A 24,215-nucleotide genomic window follows, 5' to 3' on the forward strand; every position below is an offset into this window, starting at 1 on the left:
TCGGGGTACGGGCTAAGTCGATTTCTTCCGTAGTGTAGTCGGCTGCCTAGACACGTGGGTGTGACGCTAGCAAAGCATTCGAACACCGCAGTTCACGCGATTACGACGTCCTATGTAGCAACGTTGCGTTCACGATGAGCTCTACGCCAGCGTTAAAACTTGCATCTTGGTCTGCCAAAGATTCCTGCCCCAACTGTTCCAAAGTTTGTTGGTTCAATACCGCTCCAACGCAGTAGTGCAGAAGCGTTTCAGCGCCAAGGGCTCCGCGTTCGGGGGCGCATTGACCCGCCTCGGTAAACGAGGAAGTCCATACTTCGATAATCCCGCGCAACGCAATGGGGTCTGCCAGGCCGACTGATACGACATCTGCTCCATCGCGTACGGAAAGCACGCAACGTCGAAAAGCAGTCGCCCGATCGGCCGGTGACATGTAATCCGTCGTGAGAGCCGGCTGGATGATGTGCGAACTTAAAGCTCTAAGCAGTTCCTGCTTATTTGCAACATGCCAGTACAAAGCACCCGGCGCGACCCCTAAATCCGATGCCACCCTGCGCATAGTCACGTCTCCTAGGCCGTAGCGGCGAAGGATTGTAAACGCTGCATCAACGATGCTGTGACGAGTTAGCTGCACAGGTTCCACCTTAGCAAGGTGGGTACTTACGTCTCAGGCCTATGCGCACCGGGATGTACTGAGCTCAAGGGGAGTTAACAGTACGTTTTCAGAAAGCCCTGATAATATAAAAACTCCTAAACATTGACCGCTACTCTGGGAGTTGAAAATTCAGTGAAGAAAATCTCAACTATGAAGATGTCCGCCATGGCCGTCGCCTTGACCCTGCCTTTGGCGCTCACTGCGTGTGGCAACGATAACGAGGACTCGGCCGCAACCGAAACTGCGACCGCAACGTCGACTAAGACTTCTACCTCTACTTCCGCTACGAGCTCCGAAGAGTCCTCGACCGAAGAGACCACCGGGCAAAACCCTGATGGCCAGGAGCCACGCCCAGAAGGTGAACAGCAGGTTCCAACTATCCAGGACCCGATTGCTGCTCTGAGCGCTACGGCGAAGCCGGTTAAACCACTCGAAGCGCCTGCTGCCTCTGAGGCGGATATCCAGCAGATTAACAATCTTCTCGGTGGCCTGGCCCAGCAGAAATCCGTTAAGGGGATGTCGATTTACATGCTGGACAACAGCTGTCCGGCAACCCAGGAAGCCGCTGGCGGAGCAGGTATTCGCCAGCAGATTGAAGCAATCCCAGATCTCACGCTGGAGCAGACAGGCATCGCCGCCATGAACGTGGGACAGGCTACGGACGTGAAATCTGATGGTAACTCTGCAACCGCGAGCGTTACCTCGCAGATTCAGGGGCCAAACGGCACCGAGAGCGTGACCGAAACCATGTACTTCACCAAGAATGGCAACGGCCAGTGGCAGTTCTGCTCCCAGCAGTAAACTCCGCGCCGGTTCACAGTTGATACGAAGGCCACGTCTTTAGCCCACCACGAGTGGAGTAAAGGCGTGGCCCTTCTTTTAATGCGGGAATATCGATGACACAGACTTTGCATACCTCCCTATGCCGGCCAGGTCGTTCGGAACGGCAGCGAGTGGTCAATTCTGCTGCGGGATTCCTCGTTGCGGTATTGCTCATCCATTCCCTTGCTGGGGTGGTGTGGGGCTTAGGCTGGCCGCGGATGGACGTCACGGTGTCTGATGGTGCTGTGGTGCCGTCTTCGGCGCAAGGAGATAACTCGGTCTTCCGTTGGTGGGCGCTCGTGGTTGTCATCAGCGCAGTTATCTGCATTGTGGCGAGCGCTTTCCTCGCCACGCGGTTGCGGGAACGCAATAGTGTCGGGATGGTGTTGTGGGTAGCTGTTGCGTGCGCGATTGGTGCGATGGCTTTGTATAGCGCTGGCGCGCTGGTTGCTTCGCAGATATACGGAGTTCCTGCAGGCTTTGATCCCGCGGAGGGGGACACTTTTAGCGCTATGCGAGCCGTGCCGCTGGGCGCAGCCGTGCCGTTATTTTCGGCATTCGTCGGCGCGTTGACGTACTGGACAGCATGGGTGCTCAACACTCGCGACGACGCCGATGCCGTCCACGATGTCGGCGATGGACCCACACAGCAGTAAAGGCCCCTGTAGCCTAAACCACAGTCCCCGCCTCAGTGGAGCATGGATACACACCGTGGGTATAGTGAGACTCACACAGAATCTCGAAGACAATGCAGCGCACACCACACGGTGATGTGCTGCGGTGTTTTTGTGACAGGCAGTAGAGGAGAAATCACGTGCTCAACTTCATCGACCTGACCGGCACAACCCCGACGGCAAGTGAGATTCGCCGTTCCCTGCCACGCGGCGGCACGGACGTCACTGCTGTTTTGGGGACCGTAGCCCCCATCATCGACAGCGTTAAAGAACGCGGAGCGGACGCAGCTCTCGAACTTGGGGAAAAATTCGATCATTGCCGTCCCGAGCACGTCCGCGTTTCTCAGCAGGCTATCGACGACGCAGTCGCCGGCCTTACCCCAAATCTCAAAGTCGCGCTCGAAACTGCGATCAGCCGTATCCGTACCGTCCACGCAGACCAGAAGCCGGACCCACACACAACGACTCTCGCGCCGGGAGCAACCGTCACCGAACAGTTTCTCCCGATTGAACGCGTGGGACTGTATGTTCCGGGCGGTAAAGCGGTGTACCCGTCGAGTGTTTTGATGAATGTCATTCCAGCTCAGGAAGCTGGAGCTACCTCGTTGGTTGTGGCTTCGCCGCCACAGGCTGAATACGGCGGACTGCCACACCCGACAATTTTGGCTGCGTGTGGTCTGCTCGGTGTGGATGAGGTCTGGGCCGTCGGTGGGGCACAGGCCGTTGCGTTGCTGGCGTACGGTGACGATGCTGAAGGCCTGGAACCGGTAGATATGATTACCGGTCCCGGCAATATCTTCGTTGCAGCGGCAAAGCGCCTTGTTCAGGGAGTTGTGGGGACTGACGCTGAAGCCGGCCCAACAGAAATCGCGATTCTTGCAGACGATACCGCGGACCCAGTGTGGGTCGCTTACGACCTGATTAGCCAGGCAGAACATGATCCGATGGCGGCGAGTGTCCTCATCACGGACTCACGTGAACTTGCAGAAGCCGTGGACAAGGAAATCGAGCAGCGTTACACAGTGACGCTTAACTCTGAGCGCGTCCACGAAGCTTTGACGGGCCAACAGTCAGGAATCGTGCTTGTGGACAATCAGGATATTGCACGTCAAGTCGCCGACGCCTATGCCTCGGAGCACCTTGAGGTTATCACCCGCAACGCTCGGGAGGACGCCGAAAAGATTCGGCACGCGGGCGCAATTTTCGTCGGCGGTTACTCACCGGTTCCTCTTGGTGACTACGCGGCCGGGTCGAATCACGTTCTACCAACATCCGGGACCGCACGGTTTAATCCCGGCTTATCGACGCACACCTTCCTCCGGCCGGTGAACCTCATCGAATATGATCGCGAGGCACTGCACGGTGTCTCAGAAGCGATTATCGCGTTGGCAGATGAAGAACGGCTCCCCGCGCACGGTGAAGCAATCCGTGCCCGTTTTGAAGGAAAGTAAGGCGATTACCTGTGGTTGACTACACTCCCGGCACAGTGGCTGGCCAAATCTCCCTCGACGAACTCCCAATCCGAGACGAATTACGGGGCAAGAGTGCTTACGGAGCACCTCAGCTGGACGTTCCCGTAGCGCTGAATACGAACGAAAACCCGTATCCACCATCCGACGCGCTCATCAAAGACCTCACTGAAGAGGTCGCTCGGCTTGCCCGGACCTTGAACAGGTACCCGGAACGTGATGCCGTGGAACTGCGCACCGCGCTCGCAGATTATGTGAGCAAGCAAACTGGTGTTGCCGTGACCGTCGATAATCTCTGGGCGGCGAACGGCTCAAATGAGGTCCTCCAGCAGCTGCTCCAGGCCTTTGGCGGGCCGGGGCGCAGCGTGCTGGGTTTCCAGCCCAGCTACTCCATGCACCCGATTCTGGCGGCGGGGACGCAAACCGAGTTTCTGAACTGCCCCCGCGGTGAGGATTTCACTATCGACGTCGCTACCGCGCTGGAGACGATCGCAGACAAACAACCGGAAATCGTGTTCATCACGACGCCCAATAACCCGACCGGTGATGTCACGGACATCGCTGACATCGAACGCATCGTGCAAGCCGCACCCGGCATTGTGATCGTTGACGAGGCCTACATGGAGTTTTCTGCCAGCCCCTCAGCGGTAACTTTGCTGGAGAAATACCCCACTAAGTTGGTCGTGTCGAGGACTATGTCAAAGGCATTCGATTTCGCCGGTGGGCGCCTAGGATACTTCGTGGCAGCACCAGCATTCGTGGAAGCCGTCATGCTCGTTCGGTTGCCATACCACCTTTCAGTGCTTTCGCAGGCAGCAGCGACGGTAGCCTTGCGCCACAGTAAAGATACGCTTGCGACCGTCGATAAGCTGTCTGAAGAGCGCACACGTGTAGCTGCACGCCTCAGTGAATTGGGCTACTACGTTGTGCCCAGCGAATCGAACTTTGTTTTCTTTGGTACGTTCGCCGACCAACACGCAGTGTGGCAAGAATTTTTGGACCGTGGGATCCTCATCCGTGACGTCGGAGTGGATGGCCACCTGCGGACAACCATCGGTTTACCGGAAGAAAATGATGCCTTCCTGGACGCCGCGCAACAGCTCGTCGGATACATTTCGGCACGTTAAGGAGACGATCAAGACAATGACAGAGCGCATTGGGACGGCAACTCGCACCACAAGCGAGTCCGACATCACCGTCACCATCAACCTCGATGGAACTGGCAAGGTGGACATCGACACGGGACTGCCATTCTTTGACCATATGCTCACCGCCTTTGGCGTGCACGGCAGTTTCGATCTCACCGTCCATGCGAAGGGCGACACGCATATCGACGCCCATCACACCGTCGAAGACACCGCGATTGTGCTCGGTACCGCGTTAGCCGACGCTATTGGGGACAAGAACGGCATCCGCCGGTTTGGCTCTCAGCAGTTGCCCATGGATGAGACCCTCGTCGAAGCAGTGCTCGACATTTCTGGCCGGCCGTACTTCGTGATGACTGGCGAACCCGAACATATGGTGCATCAAATCATCGGTGGCCACTACGCCACTGTGATCAACCACCATTTCTTCGAATCCTTGGCTCTTAATTCGCGTATTACGCTGCACGTTATCTGCCATTACGGCCGCGACCCGCACCATATCACCGAGGCCGAGTACAAAGCCGTTGCACGGGCTTTGCGTCAGGCAGTGGAACGCGATCCCCGTGTCCACGGCATCCCGTCGACCAAGGGCGCCTTATAAGCATCTTTAGCACGGACATAGGGCGCAGTAGGCACACAGTCCTGCTGCGCCCTATGTACTGCGAGCTGTGCCCGCTCTGCTGGACAGCGCACTACAGTGGAAGTATTTCCGGATAGGGCCCGCGAGCGGTTGCAAGATTCGTCGCACGAGGAGAAGAAAAAGAGGTTAAAGCAGTGGAGTTTTTTGCTACAGTGGCGCAAGAAGCGCCTAACGCCGAACCAAACCGATGGTTGGTGTACGCGCTTTTTGCCGTCGGTGGGCTTCTCATCGGTGGCGCTTGGTCCGCGTACCAGGCGGAATCGAAACTATGGACCGTAATAGCTGGGGTGCTGGGAGTAATGGCAGCACTCGGCGGAGTTCTGTGGATGGTAGGAGGCTTGACGTAGCATGGCGATCCGGGCACTGAACCGCGATGAGCTAGAAAAGCTCGACAGTATTTGGAAAAGCCCGGGTTATTTGGCAGCCATCATCGCCGTCGCGTGTGCATTCGGCGCGTGGTCACTTCTCCTTCCTGTCATCCCCACCGCTGTTCTCGACGCTGGCGGTTCCAACACCCTAGCTGGCGCAACAACCGGCATCTTTATGGCGACCACCGTGGTCACCCAGATATTTACACCACGCCTACTGCGCCAGTTTGGATATAACCCCGTTATGGTCGTGTCCGCGATGTTGCTAGGCGTGCCCGCGTTGGGGTACCTCCTTGGTATGACGGCTGGGCCTGCTTTGCTGTTCTCCGCAATCCGCGGCGTGGGGTTCGGTGCACTGACAGTGGCGCAATCTGCGCTGATTGCCGAGCTCGTGCCGCATCGTTTGCTAGGTAAAGCCACGGGCACCATGGGCCTACTCGTTGGCCTGTCCCAGATGGTTGGCCTTCCTCTTGGCTTATTTATCGTGGACTCTATGCTGGGTTTTCCGGCGGCCTGCGTGCTGGCTGCGATTATCGGATTGACTGCCGGTGCGATGTGCATGCGCATTCCCAAGATCCGTCCAACCACCCAAGTGGAAGTCGATTCGAATGCCACAATCCCAGAGGGCCCGCAGGAAGATCACCAAGGCCAAGCTCGTCCTTCGCAGGCTAGACAACCGCAGACAACCATGGCCGCGCATACGCCGGCGTGGAAGCTGGTCACTGTCCCTGCCATCGCAATCTGCTCACTGTCGATGAGCTTCGGCGCGGTCTCCTCATTCCTGCCGGCTGCCGTTCGTGAACTTGATCCGGTCACCGGCGCGGTGCTCGCCGGACTCATGCTTTCAGTTGTGGGTGGCGCGGGCATGATTTTCCGGTACAGCTCGGGAATTATCGCCGATAAGCGTGGCGTTGCTGGTGGCACCATGATCCCCGGACAAATCCTGGGGCTGGTGGGTATCGGGCTCATGGCGCTCGTCCTTGCACAGGGGTGGTCCGTGTGGTGGCTCGTTCTTGCTGCGATTCTTTTCGGCGGCGGATTCGGGTTTGTTCAGAACGAGTCCCTGCTGACTATGTTCGCGCGCTTGCCCCGCAGTCAGATTTCTTCGGCATCGGCCTACTGGAACTCTTCCTACGACGCGGGTACGGGCATTGGTTCTTTCATCCTGGGTGCGGTCGCAGCACAGGCAGCCTATGCGGGTGCGTTTGGAGTGGGTTCCGCGATTATTGTTGCCGGGCTCGTCGTGACGTGCTTGGACAAAATCGGTGGCAAGTACCGCATCGCCGAGACGAACAACACACGCGCACGCTTGCGCCGGATTCCCGTAGCGTACAAGGCTGTCCAGGGGGCGCGTCGTCTCCGTGGTAAAGCCCGCCGCCCCCAACGGCCTGGCCCGCGGCAGTAGGACGGGTCTAAATACGCTCATCGCCTGTGTCGCCGTTAGTATGACGGTATGATTTCAACTCCACGAGTAGCGCTGCTGGATTATGGCGCAGGTAACATCCGATCTGCAGCTCGAGCCTTGGAGAAGGCTGGGGCAGAGGTTTTCCTTACAGCTGATCCGCATCAAGCACTCGAGGCAGAGGGCCTAGTTGTTCCAGGCGTTGGCGCCTACGAGGCGTGCATGAAGAATCTCCGCGCGATTCACGGTCCGCGTATTATTGGCCAGCGCCTTGCTGGCGGTCGCCCGGTCTTAGGTATCTGCGTGGGGATGCAGGTGCTTTTCGACGCCGGTACCGAACACGGAGTTACTACCGAGGGGTGCGGGCAGTGGCCTGGCGTCGTCGAGAAGCTCCAGACCCGCATCCTGCCGCACATGGGCTGGAACATTGTCGAAGGCATCGCTGAATCCGAGATGTTTGCAGGCATTGACCCGGAGACACGCTTCTATTTTGTGCATTCGTATGCAGCACGCACGTGGGAGCTAGAAACCGACGGTCTCACCCGCGCCCCGGAGGTTTTTTGGGCGCAGCACGAAGATGACCGCTTTGTGGCTGCAGTGGACAACGGTACCCTCTGGGCGACACAATTCCACCCCGAAAAGTCGGGCGAGGCAGGCGCGCAGCTCCTGCGCAACTGGATTAGCCGACTGTAAAAGTGGGGTAGACCCCACCGTCAGTGACGTGTGGCCTGTCACAAGCATGTAGACTACCGACCTATGACGTTTACCTTGCTTCCTGCAGTTGATGTTGTCCGTGGACAGGCAGTACGCCTTGATCAAGGTGAAGCCGGCACCGAGAAATCTTATGGTGATCCCTTAAGTGCTGCTCTGCAGTGGCAGGAACAGGGGGCGCAGTGGCTCCACTTTGTCGACCTGGATGCTGCGTTTGGACGTGGTTCCAACCATGATTTGATGGCTGAGATTACCGGGAAGCTTGACATTGCGGTGGAGCTGACCGGCGGGATCCGTGACGACGAGTCTTTGGAACGTGCCCTTGCTACCGGCGCGAAACGTGTCAATATTGGGACAGCTGCCCTGACGCAACCGGAGTGGATTGCGCGCGTCCTCGGGGAATATGGGGACCGCGTTGCGGTGGATATTGCTGTGCGGTTCGAAGATGGACAGTGGCGGACAAAGGCGAACGGCTGGGTCTCTGACGGCGGGGATATGTGGGAGGTTATCGAGCGTTTAGACGCTGCCGGTTGTACCCGATTCGTCGTCACCGATGTCTCAAAGGACGGTACGCTCAGCGGACCGAACGTAGAACTGCTTCGCGACGTTTCCGCTGCCACCGATGCTTTGGTAACTGCGTCAGGTGGAATTTCTAGCATCCAAGACATCACCTCGATTGCTGAATATGCAGATGAAGGTATCGATTCTGCGATCATCGGCAAGGCTTTGTATGAGAACCGCTTCACGCTCAGCCACGCTTTGGAAGCCGTCGCTGCCTTAGGACGCTAAAACCCATGTCTACGCTTTCAAACCCACTCAACCATTCTGCGCTTTTGGCTACCGCCACGGATGCTGCGTCGTACGCTGCCCACATGATCATGGATCACTTCGGCTTGGCGCATGGTTACGAGAAAGCGCCCGGGGCAGTGGTTACTGACGTGGACGTGGAAATTGAACGCCGCTTACGTCGGCGGCTGCACACTGCGACTGGGTTTGCCGTGATGGGCGAAGAAACAGGTGGCGAACTGGGCGCTGAACCGACGTGGGTCATTGATCCTATTGACGGGACATCAAACTTCATTACCGGTAATCCCGATTGTGCGGTCCTCATTAGCTTAGTTGTGGATAACCGTGTCGAAGTTGCCGTCACAGTCATTCCGCAGCGTGGCCTGCGGTACACCGCAGTTCGCGGCGGCCAGTTGGTTCGCAATGGCGTACCGCAGACGGGTACGCGCCGCTGCGATCCCACAGTCGAAGTAGTCGGGCTTTCGGCGATTAACCAGTTGGCGTTTGATTTAGCACAGACAACGTTGCGTCCGCGCGTAACAGGTTCGGTCGGCGTGAACTTGGCTTATGCTGCGCAAGGGATTTTCAGCGCAGCAGTATCCACGTCACCGCACGTGTGGGATAACGCCGCGGGCGCATTGCTATGTGAAAGCGCTGGACTGGAAGTCCGGGCACTTGACGGGCAGGAGTGGACGCCACGTTCCGGGCCCCTAGTTGCAGGCACCCACGAGGCCGTTGAAACGGTACTCGATACGATGCGTGCTCAGCACCATTGACCGAATACTAGCCCCCAGCGTGGGCCTGTGTTTTAGCTTCAGGCGCGTAGACGTAGATCATTACTTTGAGCAAAGGAGATACCCATGGCGGTCGCTGTACGTGTGATTCCGTGTTTGGATGTGGACAACGGTCGTGTTGTCAAGGGCGTTAATTTTGAAAACTTGCGTGATGCTGGCGATCCGGTAGAGCTGGCTGCACGCTATAACGCTGAAGGTGCTGATGAGATGACGTTCCTCGACGTCTCTGCGTCTAAGGAAGGGCGCTCGACGATGGTCGACGTGGTGCGCCGTACTGCAGCTGAAGTATTCATCCCACTGACTGTGGGCGGCGGTGTTCGCAGCGTTGACGATGTCCGCGAACTCCTTGCAGCCGGCGCCGACAAGGTATCCGTAAACACTGCTGCGATCGCCCGTCCGGAGCTGTTGCGAGAATTGGCGCAGCAGTTCGGGTCCCAGTGCATCGTCTTGTCCGTGGATGCGCGCCGCGTACCTGAGGGGGGCACGCCCCAGCCGAGTGGTTTCGAAGTTACGACGCACGGTGGCACTAAATCTGCTGGCATTGATGCTGTCGAGTGGGCGGTTAAAGGCCAGGAGTATGGGGTTGGCGAAATCCTCTTGAACTCTATGGACGGGGACGGCACCAAGGATGGCTTCGACATCGAGTTGTTAGAGAAGGTGTGCGCTGCCGTCCACGTCCCTGTGATTGCCTCTGGTGGGGCCGGGGCAGCAGAACATTTCCCACCGGCAGTCGCAGCTGGTGCCCAGGCCGTGTTGGCGGCGTCTATTTTCCACTTCGGAGAAGTATCCATCAGTGAAGTAAAAGAAGCGTTGGCGGAAGCGGGATATGAGGTAAGGACGAAATGACATTACAACCCGAGGACGCCGTATTGCCGTCTGGAATTGCCCAGCGTGTGAAGTTCAACGCGGACGGTTTGGTGCCGGCCATCGTCCAGGACGCCCAAAGCAGGGAGGTGCTCATGATGGCGTGGATGGACAAGCACGCGCTTGCCTTCACGCTGGCGACCCGAAAGGGGACCTATTGGTCGCGATCCCGTAAAGAATATTGGGTTAAGGGCGCCACGTCGGGCAATACTCAGAAGGTGCATGAAGTACGTCTCGACTGTGACGGGGATACCGTGTTGCTCCTCATCGATCAGGTTGGTGGCGCGTGCCATACCGGCGATCGCACGTGCTTTGATGCCGGTCTCATTCTGGAGGACCCGATCAGTGAGTAAGAAGCAATCCAGGATCGCTGCGGCGGGTTTGGGAATCGGCGCACTTGCTTTGTGGTTTGGCGCGGGTATGGATTGGATCGCGGTCACCGCTTTCGATGATAAAGCCGGCACCGTGGAACAGACAGTGTCTGGTTCAGCATGGTCAACAGAACTCACCGCGGTGGCGTTGCTGCTAGCCGCCGGGTGTGTGGCTGGATTTGCTTTGCGACGTCTGGGCCGCCGCATAGTGGGCGTGGTGTGTGCAGTGGCCGCAGCTGCTGTGGCCTGGGTGCCTGTTTCGGTGTTGACGAGGGGAGTCGACCCTACCCGCGTGCATGAGTTGTTGACATCCGGATTGACCAGTCAGCGTGCCAGTGCGCCGGTAAATCTTAATGCGTGGGCAGAGTTGACCGAGCTGCATACTCACACGGGTGGTCCAGCGCTTGCGATTGCCGGGGCGGCCGTAGCTTTTGTGTCTGCGATCGTGTTAGCTATGCGCCCTGGCGTCGACGCCGTCGGGACAAAATATGAGCGCGCGACAACGCGTAAAGAAAAAGCTCTGGACGACTTGCAGCGTGAACCTGATTCTGGGCGTACTTTGTGGGATGCGCTGGATGCGGATATTGATCCTACGGAACAGTACCCCCGCCATACCCCTTAATTAGTAACTTGACATGGGCCGTCATTATTATTGCGGATATCACATCTTTGTGTTTGTTCGTCGTACTACGCAGTAGTGAGGGGCTATGGATAATGCAATGCTAGGCAGATGGCGTCCGGGGGATATTTTGCGTGACGTCCAACAGCGCCAAGTCCACGTTCCCTTGGAAACCGTCCAGGCACGTGGCGCTCATTGTGCGTTGTCTCACCGGGAGAATCTTGTGCATTCTCCCGGTTGTTCTGTATGTGCGACGGTAAGTAATCCACGGGACCTCGCCATCGCGCGCACGGCAGGCGTTCCGTGCGTGGTGAGTAATGACTACACCCCAGTGGAAGGCGAAGATTCATGGTGCCCGGACATGTCCTTGGTTCCCGTGCTGACCAGTTATCAGTTACATGAGCACCGTGCCGCTGGAACGTCTGCGGTATTTATCCCTGCTGCTTGGACGATGGAGAGTCAGTTGGTGGGCCTTGTGGAGCGGGCTTTTTCTTTAGGCTTGTATCCGTTAGTGGGTGTGGGCTGCATTAGAGAAGTACATGCCGCACATGCTGCAGGGGCGCGAGCGATTGCTACGGACGTCGTGACTGCTCCTCAATTGCAGGAAACTGTTGAAGAGTTGGGTTTAGTAACCACAATTATCGGCGGTGTGGCGCAGCCACGCGAGGTGTTAGGAATCGCCCGTGAGGGTGTGAAAACCGTGTGCGTACCTGCGCGCCTGCCTGATGAGGATGATATTACGGCCGTCCAACGCCTTCGTACGTGCGAATCTATGGGTACCCATCCGGCGGTCTTGTTCCGCTAACAACACGTCTGGACTGTAAAGGGCTAGGCGGTCGTGCGTTTTAGCCAGTGGGCTGGCACACTAGTGGGGTGCAAACCTACTTTCTGGCAAATATCCCATCGCCGTCGCAGGGTGTCTGGTACTTGGGAAGCATCCCAATTAGGGCATACGCGGTGTGCATCATCATCGGTATTGTGGTCGCCATTTGGTTGACACTGCGCCGATACACCGCTCGCGGCGGTAACGCCGATGACGTGTGGGATGCAGCGATCGTGGTGGTTATTTGCGGAATTATCGGTGGCCGCGCCTACCACGTGGCCACGGATTGGCCCAAGTACTTTGGGCCCGGGGCTAATCCGTGGGATGTGTTAAAAGTGAATCAAGGTGGGCTAGGCATCTGGGGTGCAGTGCTTCTTGGAACGCTTGGCGTGTGGGTGCTTTTCCGCGTGAAGGGCATCCGGTTTGCTCCTTTTGCGGATGCCGCTGCTCCGGGCATTGTGCTTGCTCAAGGCATTGGCCGTTTAGGTAACTGGTTTAACCAGGAGTTGTACGGTAGGCCTACGGATGTGCCGTGGGCTTTGGAGCTGTATTACAGGGTTGATGAAAACGGCCGTTATGCGCCGGTCACCGGGCACTCGACAGGCGAAATTATCGCTACTGTCCACCCGACCTTCTTGTATGAGCTGGTCCTTAATGTGGTTATCTGCGTGGTGCTGCTCTGGGCTGACAAGCGATTCATGCTCGGACATGGCCGGGTATTTGCTCTGTACGTAGCGCTGTATTGTGCAGGACGGTTCTGTGTGGAACTCATGCGTGATGACGCCGCGATGCATGTCGCCGGTCTCCGAATCAACACCATCGTGTCTTTCATCACGTGTGCTATTGCTGTGACGGTATTTGTCAAGCTTCCTCGTGGTCGAGAAACCCCTGTTCAAGTGGCGAAAAAGGATTCTGAAGAGACCCCGCAAGGCGTGCAACCATAAAGATGTCCGAATTTCGGAATAAATCGGAAAATATTCCCAAAACCTAGAGATAACACCAATAAAGTACTAGGTTGGAACTCGTGGATAGAAGAACCAAGATCGTCTGTACGCTCGGGCCAGCAGTTGCCAACAAGGACGCTATCGTCCGCCTCGTGCAAGATGGCATGAATGTTGCCCGAATGAACTTTTCGCATGGTACTCACGAGGACCATGCCCAGAATTACCAATGGGTGCGTGAAGCGTCTGAGGAGACTGGACTTCCAGTAGGTATCCTCGCTGACCTTCAGGGTCCAAAGATTCGCCTCGGCACCTTCGCTGAAGGCCCGGTCAACTGGGCTAACGGCGAGGTTGTCCGTATCACCGTTGATGACGTGGAAGGCACCCATGACCGCGTCTCAACGACCTACAAGAACCTGGCTAAGGACGCGAAGCCTGGGGATCGCCTGCTTGTCGACGACGGCAAGGTCGGCCTTGTATGCCTCGAGGTAGACGGCAACGATGTCGTCTGCGAGGTTGTCGAAGGCGGCCCGGTCTCTGACCACAAGGGTGTTTCCCTGCCCGGGATGGATATCTCCGTTCCAGCTTTGTCTGAGAAGGACAAGAAGGATCTGCGCTACGCGCTCGAACTCGGTGTCGACATCATCGCGCTGTCGTTTGTCCGTTCGCCGGCTGACGTTGACCTGGTCCACGAAATCATGGATGAGGTTGGCCGTCGCATCCCGGTCATCGCAAAACTAGAGAAGCCAGAGGCTGTTTCTGCAGTCGAGTCCATTGTTCTGGCATTCGATGGCATCATGGTTGCTCGTGGCGACTTGGGTGTCGAGGTTCCGCTTGAGCAGGTCCCGCTGTTCCAGAAGCGCGCAATCCAGATTGCTCGTGAGAACGCTAAGCCTGTAGTCGTGGCAACCCAGATGCTGGATTCCATGATCACCAACTCCCGCCCAACCCGTGCGGAAGCATCCGACGTTGCTAACGCTGTGCTTGACGGCGCTGACGCAGTCATGCTCTCCGGCGAGACTTCCGTCGGCGTGGACCCACACAACGTTGTGCGCACCATGTCGCGTATCGTCCGCCAGGCAGAGAACGGCGCAACCGTTCCTCCGCTGAGCCACATCCCGCGCACCAAGCGTGGTGTCATGTGCTACTCGGCTCGCGACATTGCAGAGCGCCTCAACGCGAAGGCAATCGTAGCGTTCACCACCTCTGGTGACACGGCGCGTCGTGTTGCACGCCTGCATTCTCACCTGCCGCTGCTCGTCTTCACCCCGAACCTTCAGGTCCGCAACCAGCTGGCCCTGACGTGGGGTACCAAGGCTTTCCAGAGCCGCGATGTTGTCACCACCGATGACATGATGGCAGCTATCAACGATCAGCTGTTGGCTATGGACGAGTACAGCCAGAATGACATGGTTGTCGTCGTTGCAGGTACGCCTCCAGGAATCGAAGGCAACACCAACATGGTGCACGTACACCAGTTGGGTGATTCTTTCACCCAGGTTCCTAGCAATGACCGCGCTGTAGGCGAACGTCGCTAAGAACTCAACGTTGAAAGCCGTGGCATGTTTCCATGCCACGGCTTTACTGTTGCGCTGCACCGGCACATGCCGTGTTAGGTTTTAGCGCCCGAGGTATGACAGTGCTGCCACCACGCCGGCGTGGGTTGCAGCCTTGACGGTGGGTTCGTATTCGGGGATGAATGTAGACATGTGATTCACGGGGACATCGGTGTCGGTAGTGCCGGCTTCTACTGCCTGGTCCCACAGTGCCTGGGGTGTGCAACCGATGAACCAGAAAAGGTAGGGACTACCGAAAGCACGTGGGATGTGGGAGAAGTCTTCAGAGACTGTAGATCTGATTGCGGTAGTCGATTCTTTCCCGAAGACTTCGTCGAAGTTGGGGCGAACGACATCAAACACCGCGGGGGTATTGTCTGTAAGTTCGGCATGCGACCAATATTCAAAGGTCGGATCATCGGGGCAGTTCGAAGCCTGACATTCTGCACGGACTACGCGTTCGATGGCGCTTAAGACTCGCTGTTTAACTTCATCGTTGTAGAAACGGCAATTCAGGAGTAGCCGTGCGGAGTCCGGAATGATGTTGTTCGTGGTTCCGGCCTGCACCGATCCGACGGTGACTACCGCGAATTCGTTCGGGTCTACCTCGCGTCCCACGATTGCTTGCAGGCGAATGATAATCATGGCCGCTACCAGGGTGGGGTCGATTGCCTTGTGAGGCATGGACCCGTGGGCACTCACGCCAGGAATGGTGATTGTGATTGAATCTGCCGCTGCCAGTTGTGGTCCGCGCAAAGTTTGTACTTCGCCGGCGCGCCCGGGCATGACGTGTTGGCCAAAGCAAACGTCAGGGGTGGGGATGCGTTGGGTGAGTCCGTCGGCGATCATGGCGTCTGCGCCGACTCCGGTTTCTTCGGCCGGTTGGAATAAAGCGATGAAGGTGCCCTGCCATGCATCGCGTTCGTGGTCAAGGATTGCACACGCTCCTAAGAGCGCGGTGACGTGCATGTCGTGGCCACACGCGTGCATGACCGGGGTCGTGGAGCCATCAGGACGAGCCTGAATACGGGTTGAAGCGTAGGGGACTCCAGTTGTTTCTTGCACCGGCAGGGCATCAAAGTCTGCGCGCATTAACGCCGTGGGGCCTTCACCGTTGCGGAAGATAGCTACCAGACCAAAGCCGCCGATTCCGGTCAGGACTTCACAATCGAAGCGCTCCAGCTGCTGGGCAATCACTTCAGCGGTTGCGCGCTCCATTCCCGAGAGTTCGGGGTGGGCGTGCAGATGCTCGTAGAGGGGTTTCTGGAAGCTCAAGTCGGCCGTGGTCGTGGCAAGGAGGTGCGCAATTCTCATGGCTAAAACTATAGACCGCGGTTTTCGACTACCGTGTGGAGCCATGGCAACTATCCAGTTTGATGTTCTCATTCCGCATGGTTATGGCGAAAACCTACACGCCACATTTCAGCGGGCGTGTGCAAAACTACTCGCAGCCGACAAGGTATCTGCAGTGTCTGTCGATTTTGACGCCGCGCCACAGGTGCTTAACGACGTCGTGAAGCAACTCGAGGCGACGTACCGAGAAGAACATGACGGTCAGGATATGGAGTCGCCTTCGGTAGCTCGCTATATCTTTACGATTGAGGGAGCTACGGGTTCACTGAACGGTCTTGCCATGGCGCTCGCTGGATTCCTCACGCCTAAGGCTGTTCTGCCGGCAGATCCAGTGGCGCTGCACGACGAGCAGTCCTTCGAGCAGGCAGCCACGTACCCGTGGACCGTAAATATTCGGCCTTAACCTGCAAGGAAGTCGCGGGCTAGGCGCTCGCCGGCGTCGATAAGCTGCTCTTTGACTGGCGTGTCCTTTTTGAGCTCAGCGTGGAGGGCTCCAGGGATGCGGGCCTCTGGTGCGATTGTGCCGGCAGCGATGGCGACGCGAACGCCGCGTTGTGTGGCTAGTTGGTTAATTGTGTGGACTACTTTGCCGGTCGCGGTCTGGCTGTCCAGTGCGCCTTCGCCGGTGATGATGAGGTCGGCGGTCTCCAGGAGCTCGGGAATGCCAAGCGATGCCGCCACGACGGGGGCACCTGGTCGGATGAGAACGTGGGTGTCGTCGCCATGAATAAGGCGCGACAGCCAGGTGATGCCAATGCCGATACCGCCCGCCGCCCCCATGCCGGGGATCGAAGGATCTACCTCCAGGACTTTGCACCAGTGGTCCAGTGCGGCGTCGAGAAGTTCAACGTCTTCGGGCTCGGCACCTTTTTGTGGGCCGAATACGGCAGCGGCACCCTGTGGCCCCGTAGCGGGGGAGTTGACATCGCTGAGCAGTACCCAATTCATGCTCGCAGCCGCTACGTTGAGCTGTGCGGTGTCAACCCGGTCGACTGCGCCTAAGTAGCCGCCGCCGTGGGGGACGGCGTACCCATGTGGGTTGAGGGGTTGAGCTCCTAATGCGACAAGGATGCCGGAGCCGCCATCGACGGTCGCAGAACCGCCGAGGGCCAACGCTATGGTGTGGGCGCCACGGGTTTGGGCATCCGCGATGAGGACACCGGTGCCGTAGGTATCGCCGGTGAGGGGGACAGGAGCGTCGCTGACCGCTGGTAAACCGGTGGCTGCGGCAACATCGATATATGCGGTTGCCGTGGTTTCGTCCCAGGTATAGGAGGCCTCGGTGAGACGGCCGGCTGCGTCTGTTGTTGGCAGCGTAATCCGCTGTCCACCAAAAGCCAGGGACGTTCCTTCGCCGCCGTCTGCCATCGGAGTGATATGGATGTCCGCATCCGGGAGCACCTTTTGCACCCCGGTTCCCAGCCATGTCGCGGCTTCCTCGGCGGTGGCGGTTCCTTTGAAAGAATCAGGGGCGATGACGATACGTGGTCCGTTGCTTCCGGTGTTTTCCATGGTCAACATTGTGCCTTATCCCGCTGAATGGCGACGTGTGAGGTGGTGATTCGCAGGCCCGTTGTGCAGCAGGTTGGGAAAATGTGAAGTGGAACACAAATATTTATTTGGGCGCGCAAATTGCGATATGGGACATTTGTACTGTGGCATAATTACGCTTCGTTAGCACACGCGGCGGACATTCAGCCCGTCGCTGACCCGCGTGAAAGGATCCCCTCATGAATATTGACGCTACAGTGTCCTCCATCTACGACACACTACGGAAGCGCAATCCAGGGGAACCTGAATTTCACCAGGCAGTAGGTGAAGTCCTGGAATCCCTGAAGATCGTGCTGCGTACCGACCCTCACTACACAGACAATGCCCTTCTGGAGCGTCTTTGTGAACCAGAACGCCAACTTATTTTCCGCGTGCCGTGGATTGATGACGCCGGACAGGTCCAAGTCAACCGTGGCTTCCGCGTCCAGTTCAATTCGGCACTCGGCCCCTACAAAGGCGGTCTTCGATTCCACCCGTCAGTCAACCTGGGGATCATCAAGTTCTTGGGCTTCGAGCAGATCTTTAAAAACTCGCTGACCGGCCTGCCCATCGGCGGCGGTAAGGGTGGCTCGGACTTCAACCCGAAGGGCCGCTCCGATATGGAAATCATGCGGTTCTGCCAATCCTTCATGACGGAACTCTTCCGCCACATTGGCGAATACCGTGACGTCCCTGCAGGCGACATCGGAGTGGGTGGACGCGAAATTGGTTACCTTTTCGGCCAATACCGCCGCCTAGCTAACAACCACGAATCCGGAGTCCTCACCGGCAAAGGACTGACGTGGGGCGGGTCCCTCGTGCGGACCGAGGCCACCGGATACGGCTTGGTATACCTCACCGCGGAAATGCTGCGTACCCATAAGGAATCCTTGGCGGGAGCACGAGTACTCGTTTCAGGCTCCGGAAATGTGGCCATCTACGCCATCGAAAAAGCGCAGGAACTAGGCGCAACTGTGGTCGGCTTCTCGGACTCTTCAGCCTACGTACACACGCCACATGGTGTGGACGTGAATTTGCTCAAAGACGTCAAGGAAAAGCGTCGGGGCCGCGTCGCCGATTACGTGAACGACACCACTGGCGCCACATTGCATACCGAAGGCAGTATCTGGGACCTTGAATGCGACGTGGCCCTGCCGTGCGCAACCCAAAATGAACTCGACCATGTTGCAGCACAGAAGCTTGTCGACGGCGGCTGCAAGTACGTCGCTGAAGGCGCAAATATGCCGTCTACTGCAAAAGCGATTGAAGTCTTCCGCCGCGAAAACATGAACTTCGCGCCGGGCAAGGCTGCTAACGCTGGCGGAGTGGCAACTTCCGCGCTGGAAATGCAGCAGAACGCTTCGCGCGATTCGTGGTCCTTCGAGTACACCGACGACCGTTTGCACAGCATCATGTCCAACATTTTTAAGAACATGGAACGTACCGCCCGTGAATATGATTGCGAGGGGGACTACGTGGCTGGTGCGAACATTGCCGGGTTCAAGAAGGTAGCCGACGCGATGCTGCACCAAGGCGTTATCTAAAAACCGTCACTAAAACCCAGGGGCCAGTAGTGGTGCCCTGGGTTTGCTTGTGCACGCGACAGCAGGGGCGGCAAGGGCAGAGTGGCTTGACTGTGCCAACACGCGTCACGCAGTCCAGACAGCAGGATTCTGATGCAGGTAGGATACAAGACCATGTACCGCGTTTTTGAAGCCCTTGATGAACTCGTCCAAACTGTCGAGCAGGCGTACGGCGTGCCGATGACATCCAACTGCATGGTGCCTCGAAATGAAGTGCTGGCACTCTTAGATGATCTCCGCAACGCACTGCCGATGGAAATCGATGACGCTCAAGACGTCTTGGACAAGCAAGCTGAGATTCTCCGCGATGCACAGCAGCAGGCTGACCAAACGGTCGCCGATGCGCAACGTCAAGCCCAAGACATCGTCGGTGCAGCTCACAATGAGTCCGAAGATATGCTCGCGGACGCCCAACAACGTGCTACCAGCCTCGTAGCCCGGGCCGAGGAAGACTCCAATGCGCTTCTCGAGCGTGCACACAACGATGCTGATGATGCAGTCGCGCGTGCGCGCGCTGAGTCTGACCGCCTGATCAATGAAGGTAACGCTGCTTACCAGCGCAGCGTCGATGATGGTCTAGCGGAGCAGGAGCGTTTGGTTTCCGAATCCGAGGTCGTTCGCCGGGCTAACGAGGAAGCACGCCACGTTGTCGATGCGGCGCACGCGGATTCCAAGAAACTACGCAGTGACTGCGACCAGTTCGTGGACACTAAATTGGCGGAATTTGAAGAGTCACTTTCTGGAGTTCTGCGCACCATTTCCCGCGACCGCGCCGCACTACGTCGGGGAGCGGGCGCTGCTGGAGGGGAAGCCCGCTACAGTCGGTCCCAGGACTATGACCGTGAGGAACGTCGATAAGCCAAGAAGAACCCAGGCCCCCGCTGAGTGTGGGAGCCTGGGTTTTGCTTGTATGCACCGCATGTGGGACTACGGCTCGGCGGAAGTTACCAGCCTGGAGTAGACTTTGGCGCAATATGAGTTCACCATTTATTTTTGACATTGCCTCCGTAGCAGACAGTCACAACGGAACCGAGACCCTGGTCAACGAAGGCCCCAGCCCACAGCGCATCGGGCTGGAAATGATTGCTATCCCGGAAGGTGCCCCCGTGCGGACGGAAGCACAGGTCACCCCTCTTGGCGAAGGCGTCATGGTCCACGCCACCGTCGAAGCGCAGCTGACCGGTCAATGCGTCCGCTGTCTCAACGACCTGCAGATGGACAAGACTTTCACCATTGACCAGGTGTTTAGCTCCTCGCCGGACTTCATCACGTCGGAGAGCGAGGACATAGACACTGATGAGGAAGACGATGCCGACGCGGGCCTGGGCACCATCGTTGACAACACCATCGACCTGACCCAGGCCGTTATCGACGAAGTAGGTCTTACTCTTCCGTTTAATCCGACCTGCCCTGATGGTTGCGATAACGAAGGCACTGACGTGCCGCAACCGGACGGGGTATCTGGCGAAGACGAAGATAAACTCCTCGACCCACGATGGGCTGGCCTGGAGAAGTTCCTGTGAGCCGGAGGAAGAAAAAGCCTGAAGATTGCGCCACCGCCCAGCAGCGGTGGGATGACGCATTTGCGCAGATTGACCATTCGAGCTTGTGCAGAGAACTCGGCGTAGACGTCGACTGTGAACTCTTGAAACTCGCGTTGACGCACCGCAGCTTTGCCCACGAGCACGAAGGCTTGCCCCATAACGAGCGCCTCGAGTTCCTAGGCGATGCCGTATTAGGGCTCGTGGTTGCTGAAAAACTTTACGTCGACCACCCGGATCGTCCAGAGTCTGACATCTCTAAGATGCGCGCCTCGGTAGTCTCACGCTACGGATGTGCTGAAGTCGCCCGGAACATCAATCTGGGAGCACACCTTCTGCTGGGACGTGGCGAACTGTCCACAGGCGGTCGGTCCAAAGAATCGATTTTGGCCGACACTACAGAAGCCGTGCTTGGCGCGGTCTACCGTCAGTGGGGCTTCGAAGTAGCGCGCGAAGTGGTCTTGCGGCTGTTCGCCGACCTCATCTCCCGTGCGCATACCCGTGGCATGTACGAGGACTGGAAGACCGCGCTCCAAGAGCGCGCCGCGGTCTTGGAACTTCCTATGGCGGAATACTCTGCGGTTAAAGAAGGCCCCGAGCATGACCTCACATTCACCGCCACGGTGGCAATTGCCGGCCATGACCTCGGCCAAGGACAAGGGCGTAACAAGAAGTTCGCGGAACAAAACGCAGCACATCAGGCTTACCTAGCGTTGACCGAATCCGGGTGGAAGGGGCTTTCACGCACGCTGCGTGCGGCTGCAGAAGAGCAGAACGCCAACGAAGCAGACGAAGGCCAAGGCGTGCGCGATGCCTGAATTGCCTGAGGTTGAGGTAGTTCGCCGCGGGCTCGACGACTACGTCAGCGGGCACCGGGTCGTAAGCGCCGAAGTGCTGCACCCGCGTGCTGCCCGGCACACCCCAGGCGGTGGCCAGGAGCTGGCGCGCGCGTTGCGCGGTTCGCGGATTCTCGGCACGGGCCGGCGCGGGAAATTCCTTTGGCTCGAACTCAGTGGCCACGCAGCGCTGCAAGTTCACTTAGGCATGAGTGGACAAATGCTCATCAAAGATGCCAACGCAACACCAGAAAACTCTGGGACTACTCATCTTCGGGCGCGCCTAGAACTCGACACCGGGGACCAGGTGTGGTTCGTGGATCAACGCACGTTCGGCTACTGGAGGTACGAACCGCTCGTCGCGGACCAGTGGGGTAGTGGCGTTATTCCCGCGTGCGCTGCTCACATTGCACCCGACCCTTTTGACGAACACTGCGATCTCGCGGCGGCGGCTACCCGGATAAAAGCGAAGAAAACAGAGCTTAAGCGCGTGCTCCTGGACCAGACTGTGATATCTGGATTCGGCAATATTTACGCTGATGAAACGCTCTGGCGGGCGCAATTGCACCCACGGCAGAGAGCTGATCGGGTCAGCCAGGTCCGCCTCGAAGAGCTTCTCGACGCCGGGCGCGACGTCATGGCACACGCCCTAGAACAAGGGGGCACTAGTTTTGATGCCCTATACGTCAATGTCAATGGTCAATCGGGATACTTCGACAGGTCCCTCAACGCATATGGCCAAGATGGCCGGCCATGCAGAAGGTGCGGGACCCTTCTGGTTCGGGAACAGTTCATGGGGCGATCAAGCCACTTTTGCCCGCACTGCCAGCGCCGATACTAGGTACCCGGAAGCGATGCAACGGCACCGCGCTAGCAATCGTGGCGTTTCCGATTTCCCCGCACCCATAATGAGGATTATTTTTAGACCATGGATAAATTGGTCGCAGCCGTCGAAGGCTTTAACTCATACTTCTGGATCCTGGTCATTATTTTGCTTATCGGGTCCGGCCTTCTGTACTGCTGGAGGACCTTCTTTGTACAGGTTCGCTATCTCCCTGACATGTTCAAGGCGGTCGTCGAAAAGCCTTCGGACATTTCTGAAGGCCAAAAAGGTATTTCCGCGTTCAAGGCGTTTACTATCTCGGCGGCATCGCGCGTGGGAACCGGTAACGTCGCAGGCGTGGCTCTGGCCGTAGCTATCGGTGGTCCGGGCGCCGTCTTCTGGATGTGGATGATGTCCCTGGTCGGTGGCGCAACCTCCTTCGTGGAGTCCACTTTGGCTCAGGTATATAAAGTTCGCGACATAGATTCGTACCGGGGCGGTCCTGCTTACTACATGTCCAGGGCGCTGGGTTGGAAGTGGATGGCCGTGCTCTTCGCGGTGGTTATCTGCGTGACGTATGGTTTCGTATTCAACGCTGTCCAGTCGAACTCGATTACCGCGGCGGTAGAAACTTCGACCGGTAACTCGTCGATGAGCGTGAAGGTTATCGTCGGGCTTATCTTGGCTACCTTGACAGCGATTATCATTTCCGGTGGTGTGCGCAGGATTTCGGTGGTCACGCAGACCGTTGTTCCTGTCATGGCAGTGCTTTACATCGTGTTGGCTTTCGTTGTCATTGTCCTGAACTTGGACAAAGTGCCCGCAATGTTCAGCCTGATTTTCAGCCATGCCTTTGGTATCCGTGAGTTTGCTGGTGCCACGCTAGGCACTGTGATCATGCAGGGTATCCGTCGTGGCCTCTTCTCCAACGAGGCCGGCCAGGGTTCTGCGCCTAACGCTGCCGCCACGGCTAGTGTCTCGCACCCAGTCAAGCAGGGCCTGATCCAGACCTTGGGCGTGTACTTTGACACGTGGGTCGTGTGTACTGCCACGGCGTTTATCATTTTGCTGGCACAGCCGGACCTCGTTGCAAGCGAAGGCGGCATGGCCCTAACGCAGAATGCTTTGGCCGATTCGGTGGGCCAGTGGGGCATTCACTTCCTTACCTTGGTCATTATCTTCTTGGCTTTCTCTTCGATTGTGGGTAACTACTACTACGGCGAATCCAACATCGAATACATGACCAATAACAACCGCACTGTGCTGAAGTGTTTCCGCGCTTTGGTCACACTGTGTGTTTTCGGTGGTGCTATCGGTTCTGTACCGCTGGTGTGGGCACTTGCCGACGTCTTCTCGGGGCTCATGGCAACCGTCAACCTCATATCGCTCCTGCCGTTGTCCGGTGTTGCGATTTTGCTGCTCAAGCACTACGCAGTGCAGCGCAGGCAGGGGCTCAACCCGGTATTCCTGCGGCGGGACCTCCCGAAGAGGACCATAGGATGGGACAAGATGCAGTGCTGGGATGGCGATGACGCCATCACCTCCCGCGATGACCGCTACGAAGGCTTGGACTACGGTTGGAAAACCGACGCGGCATCGATTGCCAAGAATGCTGAGGAAGGAAAGTAGATGACCCGCCTTGTTGCGCACGTTCTCGGGCATGTCCAAGGGGTAGGGTTTCGCTGGTGGACCCGCTCTCAAGCTAAGGAGCTAGGCCTTGCGGGTTCTGCAAAAAACCTTGCCGACGGCCGCGTGTGCGTCGTAGCCGAAGGCCCTGAAGATACGTGCCGCGAGCTCTTGCAACGCCTTCGTGAGGAGCCGTCGACGCATCGCCGTCCGGGGACTGTGGACCTGGTCGTAGAGCAGTGGCTGGAACCGCGGGGTGAAGTGGGTTTCGTTGAGGGCTAACCGT

The 24,215-nt window shown here is 57.7% G+C and carries 27 protein-coding genes; 24 read left to right on the forward strand and 3 right to left on the reverse strand.

Features of this window, described 5'->3' with window-relative positions:
* Positions 1-100: 100 nt before the first annotated feature.
* Entirely contained in the window at positions 101-631 is a 531-nt protein-coding gene (locus ATK06_RS07605; protein WP_048379318.1) for a TetR family transcriptional regulator, read from the reverse strand.
* Positions 632-802: 171 nt separating this feature from the next.
* Here ATK06_RS07605 and ATK06_RS07610 point away from each other — a divergent pair, with 171 nt between their 5' ends.
* From ATK06_RS07610 to pyk, 16 genes are all read left to right on the forward strand, one after another.
* On the forward strand, positions 803-1,453 hold the full coding sequence (locus ATK06_RS07610) for a hypothetical protein (protein WP_053072619.1): 651 nt from the start codon (positions 803-805) through the stop codon (positions 1,451-1,453).
* 95 nt (positions 1,454-1,548) lie between these two features.
* Positions 1,549-2,130: a hypothetical protein gene (locus ATK06_RS07615; protein ID WP_143341410.1), complete on the forward strand. Its 582-nt coding sequence runs from the start codon at positions 1,549-1,551 to the stop codon at positions 2,128-2,130.
* A gap of 158 nt (positions 2,131-2,288) precedes the next feature.
* Positions 2,289-3,599, forward strand: a complete 1,311-nt coding sequence (gene hisD / locus ATK06_RS07620) for a histidinol dehydrogenase (RefSeq protein ID WP_098389128.1) — start codon at positions 2,289-2,291, stop codon at positions 3,597-3,599.
* Between the two features lie 35 nt (positions 3,600-3,634).
* A complete protein-coding gene (locus ATK06_RS07625; RefSeq protein WP_098389427.1) occupies positions 3,635-4,744 on the forward strand; it encodes a histidinol-phosphate transaminase in 1,110 nt (369 codons plus the stop codon).
* 16 nt (positions 4,745-4,760) lie between these two features.
* Positions 4,761-5,363 (forward strand): imidazoleglycerol-phosphate dehydratase HisB, encoded by a 603-nt coding sequence (gene hisB / locus ATK06_RS07630; RefSeq protein WP_048379313.1) that lies wholly within the window; start codon positions 4,761-4,763, stop codon positions 5,361-5,363.
* A 173-nt stretch (positions 5,364-5,536) separates the two neighbouring features.
* The gene (locus ATK06_RS07635) at positions 5,537-5,749 is read left to right on the forward strand and encodes a hypothetical protein (RefSeq protein WP_048379312.1); all 213 of its coding nucleotides are present in this window, start codon (positions 5,537-5,539) and stop codon (positions 5,747-5,749) included.
* A gap of 1 nt (position 5,750) precedes the next feature.
* Positions 5,751-7,175 (forward strand): MFS transporter, encoded by a 1,425-nt coding sequence (locus ATK06_RS07640; RefSeq protein ID WP_098389129.1) that lies wholly within the window; start codon positions 5,751-5,753, stop codon positions 7,173-7,175.
* Positions 7,176-7,223: 48 nt separating this feature from the next.
* Positions 7,224-7,865: an imidazole glycerol phosphate synthase subunit HisH gene (gene hisH / locus ATK06_RS07645; protein WP_048379310.1), complete on the forward strand. Its 642-nt coding sequence runs from the start codon at positions 7,224-7,226 to the stop codon at positions 7,863-7,865.
* 63 nt (positions 7,866-7,928) lie between these two features.
* Positions 7,929-8,672, forward strand: coding sequence for a bifunctional 1-(5-phosphoribosyl)-5-((5-phosphoribosylamino)methylideneamino)imidazole-4-carboxamide isomerase/phosphoribosylanthranilate isomerase PriA (gene priA, locus ATK06_RS07650; protein WP_048379308.1), 744 nt, complete (start codon positions 7,929-7,931; stop codon positions 8,670-8,672).
* Between the two features lie 5 nt (positions 8,673-8,677).
* The gene (locus ATK06_RS07655) at positions 8,678-9,445 is read left to right on the forward strand and encodes an inositol monophosphatase family protein (RefSeq protein ID WP_053072615.1); all 768 of its coding nucleotides are present in this window, start codon (positions 8,678-8,680) and stop codon (positions 9,443-9,445) included.
* Between the two features lie 84 nt (positions 9,446-9,529).
* Complete coding sequence (hisF, locus tag ATK06_RS07660) at positions 9,530-10,309, forward strand: imidazole glycerol phosphate synthase subunit HisF (RefSeq protein ID WP_048379306.1); 780 nt, start codon at positions 9,530-9,532, stop codon at positions 10,307-10,309.
* Positions 10,306-10,680 (forward strand): phosphoribosyl-AMP cyclohydrolase, encoded by a 375-nt coding sequence (hisI, locus tag ATK06_RS07665; RefSeq protein ID WP_048379304.1) that lies wholly within the window; start codon positions 10,306-10,308, stop codon positions 10,678-10,680. Before hisF ends, hisI begins: the two co-directional genes overlap by 4 nt.
* On the forward strand, positions 10,673-11,320 hold the full coding sequence (locus ATK06_RS07670) for a TIGR02234 family membrane protein (protein WP_231913516.1): 648 nt from the start codon (positions 10,673-10,675) through the stop codon (positions 11,318-11,320). Before hisI ends, ATK06_RS07670 begins: the two co-directional genes overlap by 8 nt.
* An 85-nt stretch (positions 11,321-11,405) precedes the next feature.
* A complete protein-coding gene (locus ATK06_RS11115; protein WP_111704145.1) occupies positions 11,406-12,122 on the forward strand; it encodes a hypothetical protein in 717 nt (238 codons plus the stop codon).
* A 68-nt stretch (positions 12,123-12,190) separates the two neighbouring features.
* The gene (gene lgt / locus ATK06_RS07680; RefSeq protein WP_048379662.1) at positions 12,191-13,084 is read left to right on the forward strand and encodes a prolipoprotein diacylglyceryl transferase; all 894 of its coding nucleotides are present in this window, start codon (positions 12,191-12,193) and stop codon (positions 13,082-13,084) included.
* A gap of 80 nt (positions 13,085-13,164) precedes the next feature.
* A complete protein-coding gene (gene pyk / locus ATK06_RS07685; protein WP_098389132.1) occupies positions 13,165-14,619 on the forward strand; it encodes a pyruvate kinase in 1,455 nt (484 codons plus the stop codon).
* 81 nt (positions 14,620-14,700) lie between these two features.
* On the opposite strand, the gene ATK06_RS07690 is transcribed toward pyk, so the two are convergent.
* Positions 14,701-15,951: an amidohydrolase gene (locus ATK06_RS07690; protein ID WP_098389133.1), complete on the reverse strand. Its 1,251-nt coding sequence runs from the start codon at positions 15,949-15,951 to the stop codon at positions 14,701-14,703.
* Between ATK06_RS07690 and ATK06_RS07695 the strand changes: the two genes are divergently transcribed.
* Positions 15,950-16,393 (forward strand): hypothetical protein, encoded by a 444-nt coding sequence (locus ATK06_RS07695; protein ID WP_231913515.1) that lies wholly within the window; start codon positions 15,950-15,952, stop codon positions 16,391-16,393. The genes ATK06_RS07690 and ATK06_RS07695 overlap by 2 nt on opposite strands.
* Here the strand turns inward: ATK06_RS07695 and ATK06_RS07700 are convergent.
* Positions 16,390-17,502: a glycerate kinase gene (locus ATK06_RS07700; RefSeq protein WP_048379658.1), complete on the reverse strand. Its 1,113-nt coding sequence runs from the start codon at positions 17,500-17,502 to the stop codon at positions 16,390-16,392. The genes ATK06_RS07695 and ATK06_RS07700 overlap by 4 nt on opposite strands.
* A gap of 218 nt (positions 17,503-17,720) precedes the next feature.
* Between ATK06_RS07700 and gdhA the strand changes: the two genes are divergently transcribed.
* The 7 genes from gdhA (at position 17,721) to ATK06_RS07735 (ending at position 24,211) form a co-directional block, all read left to right on the forward strand.
* Entirely contained in the window at positions 17,721-19,064 is a 1,344-nt protein-coding gene (gene gdhA, locus ATK06_RS07705) for an NADP-specific glutamate dehydrogenase (RefSeq protein WP_098389134.1), read from the forward strand.
* 153 nt (positions 19,065-19,217) lie between these two features.
* Positions 19,218-19,961 (forward strand): DivIVA domain-containing protein, encoded by a 744-nt coding sequence (locus ATK06_RS07710; protein ID WP_048379656.1) that lies wholly within the window; start codon positions 19,218-19,220, stop codon positions 19,959-19,961.
* Positions 19,962-20,077: 116 nt separating this feature from the next.
* Positions 20,078-20,626 carry a YceD family protein gene (locus ATK06_RS07715; protein ID WP_098389135.1) on the forward strand — a complete coding sequence of 183 codons (549 nt, stop codon included), beginning with the start codon at positions 20,078-20,080 and terminating at the stop codon, positions 20,624-20,626.
* Positions 20,623-21,462 (forward strand): ribonuclease III, encoded by an 840-nt coding sequence (rnc, locus tag ATK06_RS07720; protein WP_408608310.1) that lies wholly within the window; start codon positions 20,623-20,625, stop codon positions 21,460-21,462. Before ATK06_RS07715 ends, rnc begins: the two co-directional genes overlap by 4 nt.
* Positions 21,455-22,321 carry a bifunctional DNA-formamidopyrimidine glycosylase/DNA-(apurinic or apyrimidinic site) lyase gene (mutM, locus tag ATK06_RS07725; protein ID WP_048379298.1) on the forward strand — a complete coding sequence of 289 codons (867 nt, stop codon included), beginning with the start codon at positions 21,455-21,457 and terminating at the stop codon, positions 22,319-22,321. The genes rnc and mutM overlap by 8 nt, the downstream gene beginning before the upstream one ends.
* A gap of 87 nt (positions 22,322-22,408) precedes the next feature.
* Positions 22,409-23,932 carry an alanine/glycine:cation symporter family protein gene (locus ATK06_RS07730; protein WP_048379296.1) on the forward strand — a complete coding sequence of 508 codons (1,524 nt, stop codon included), beginning with the start codon at positions 22,409-22,411 and terminating at the stop codon, positions 23,930-23,932.
* Positions 23,933-24,211 carry an acylphosphatase gene (locus tag ATK06_RS07735; RefSeq protein WP_048379294.1) on the forward strand — a complete coding sequence of 93 codons (279 nt, stop codon included), beginning with the start codon at positions 23,933-23,935 and terminating at the stop codon, positions 24,209-24,211.
* Positions 24,212-24,215: the final 4 nt, after the last annotated feature.

Source organism: Corynebacterium renale, from assembly GCF_002563965.1.
GTDB classification, from domain to species: Bacteria; Actinomycetota; Actinomycetes; order Mycobacteriales; family Mycobacteriaceae; genus Corynebacterium; species Corynebacterium renale.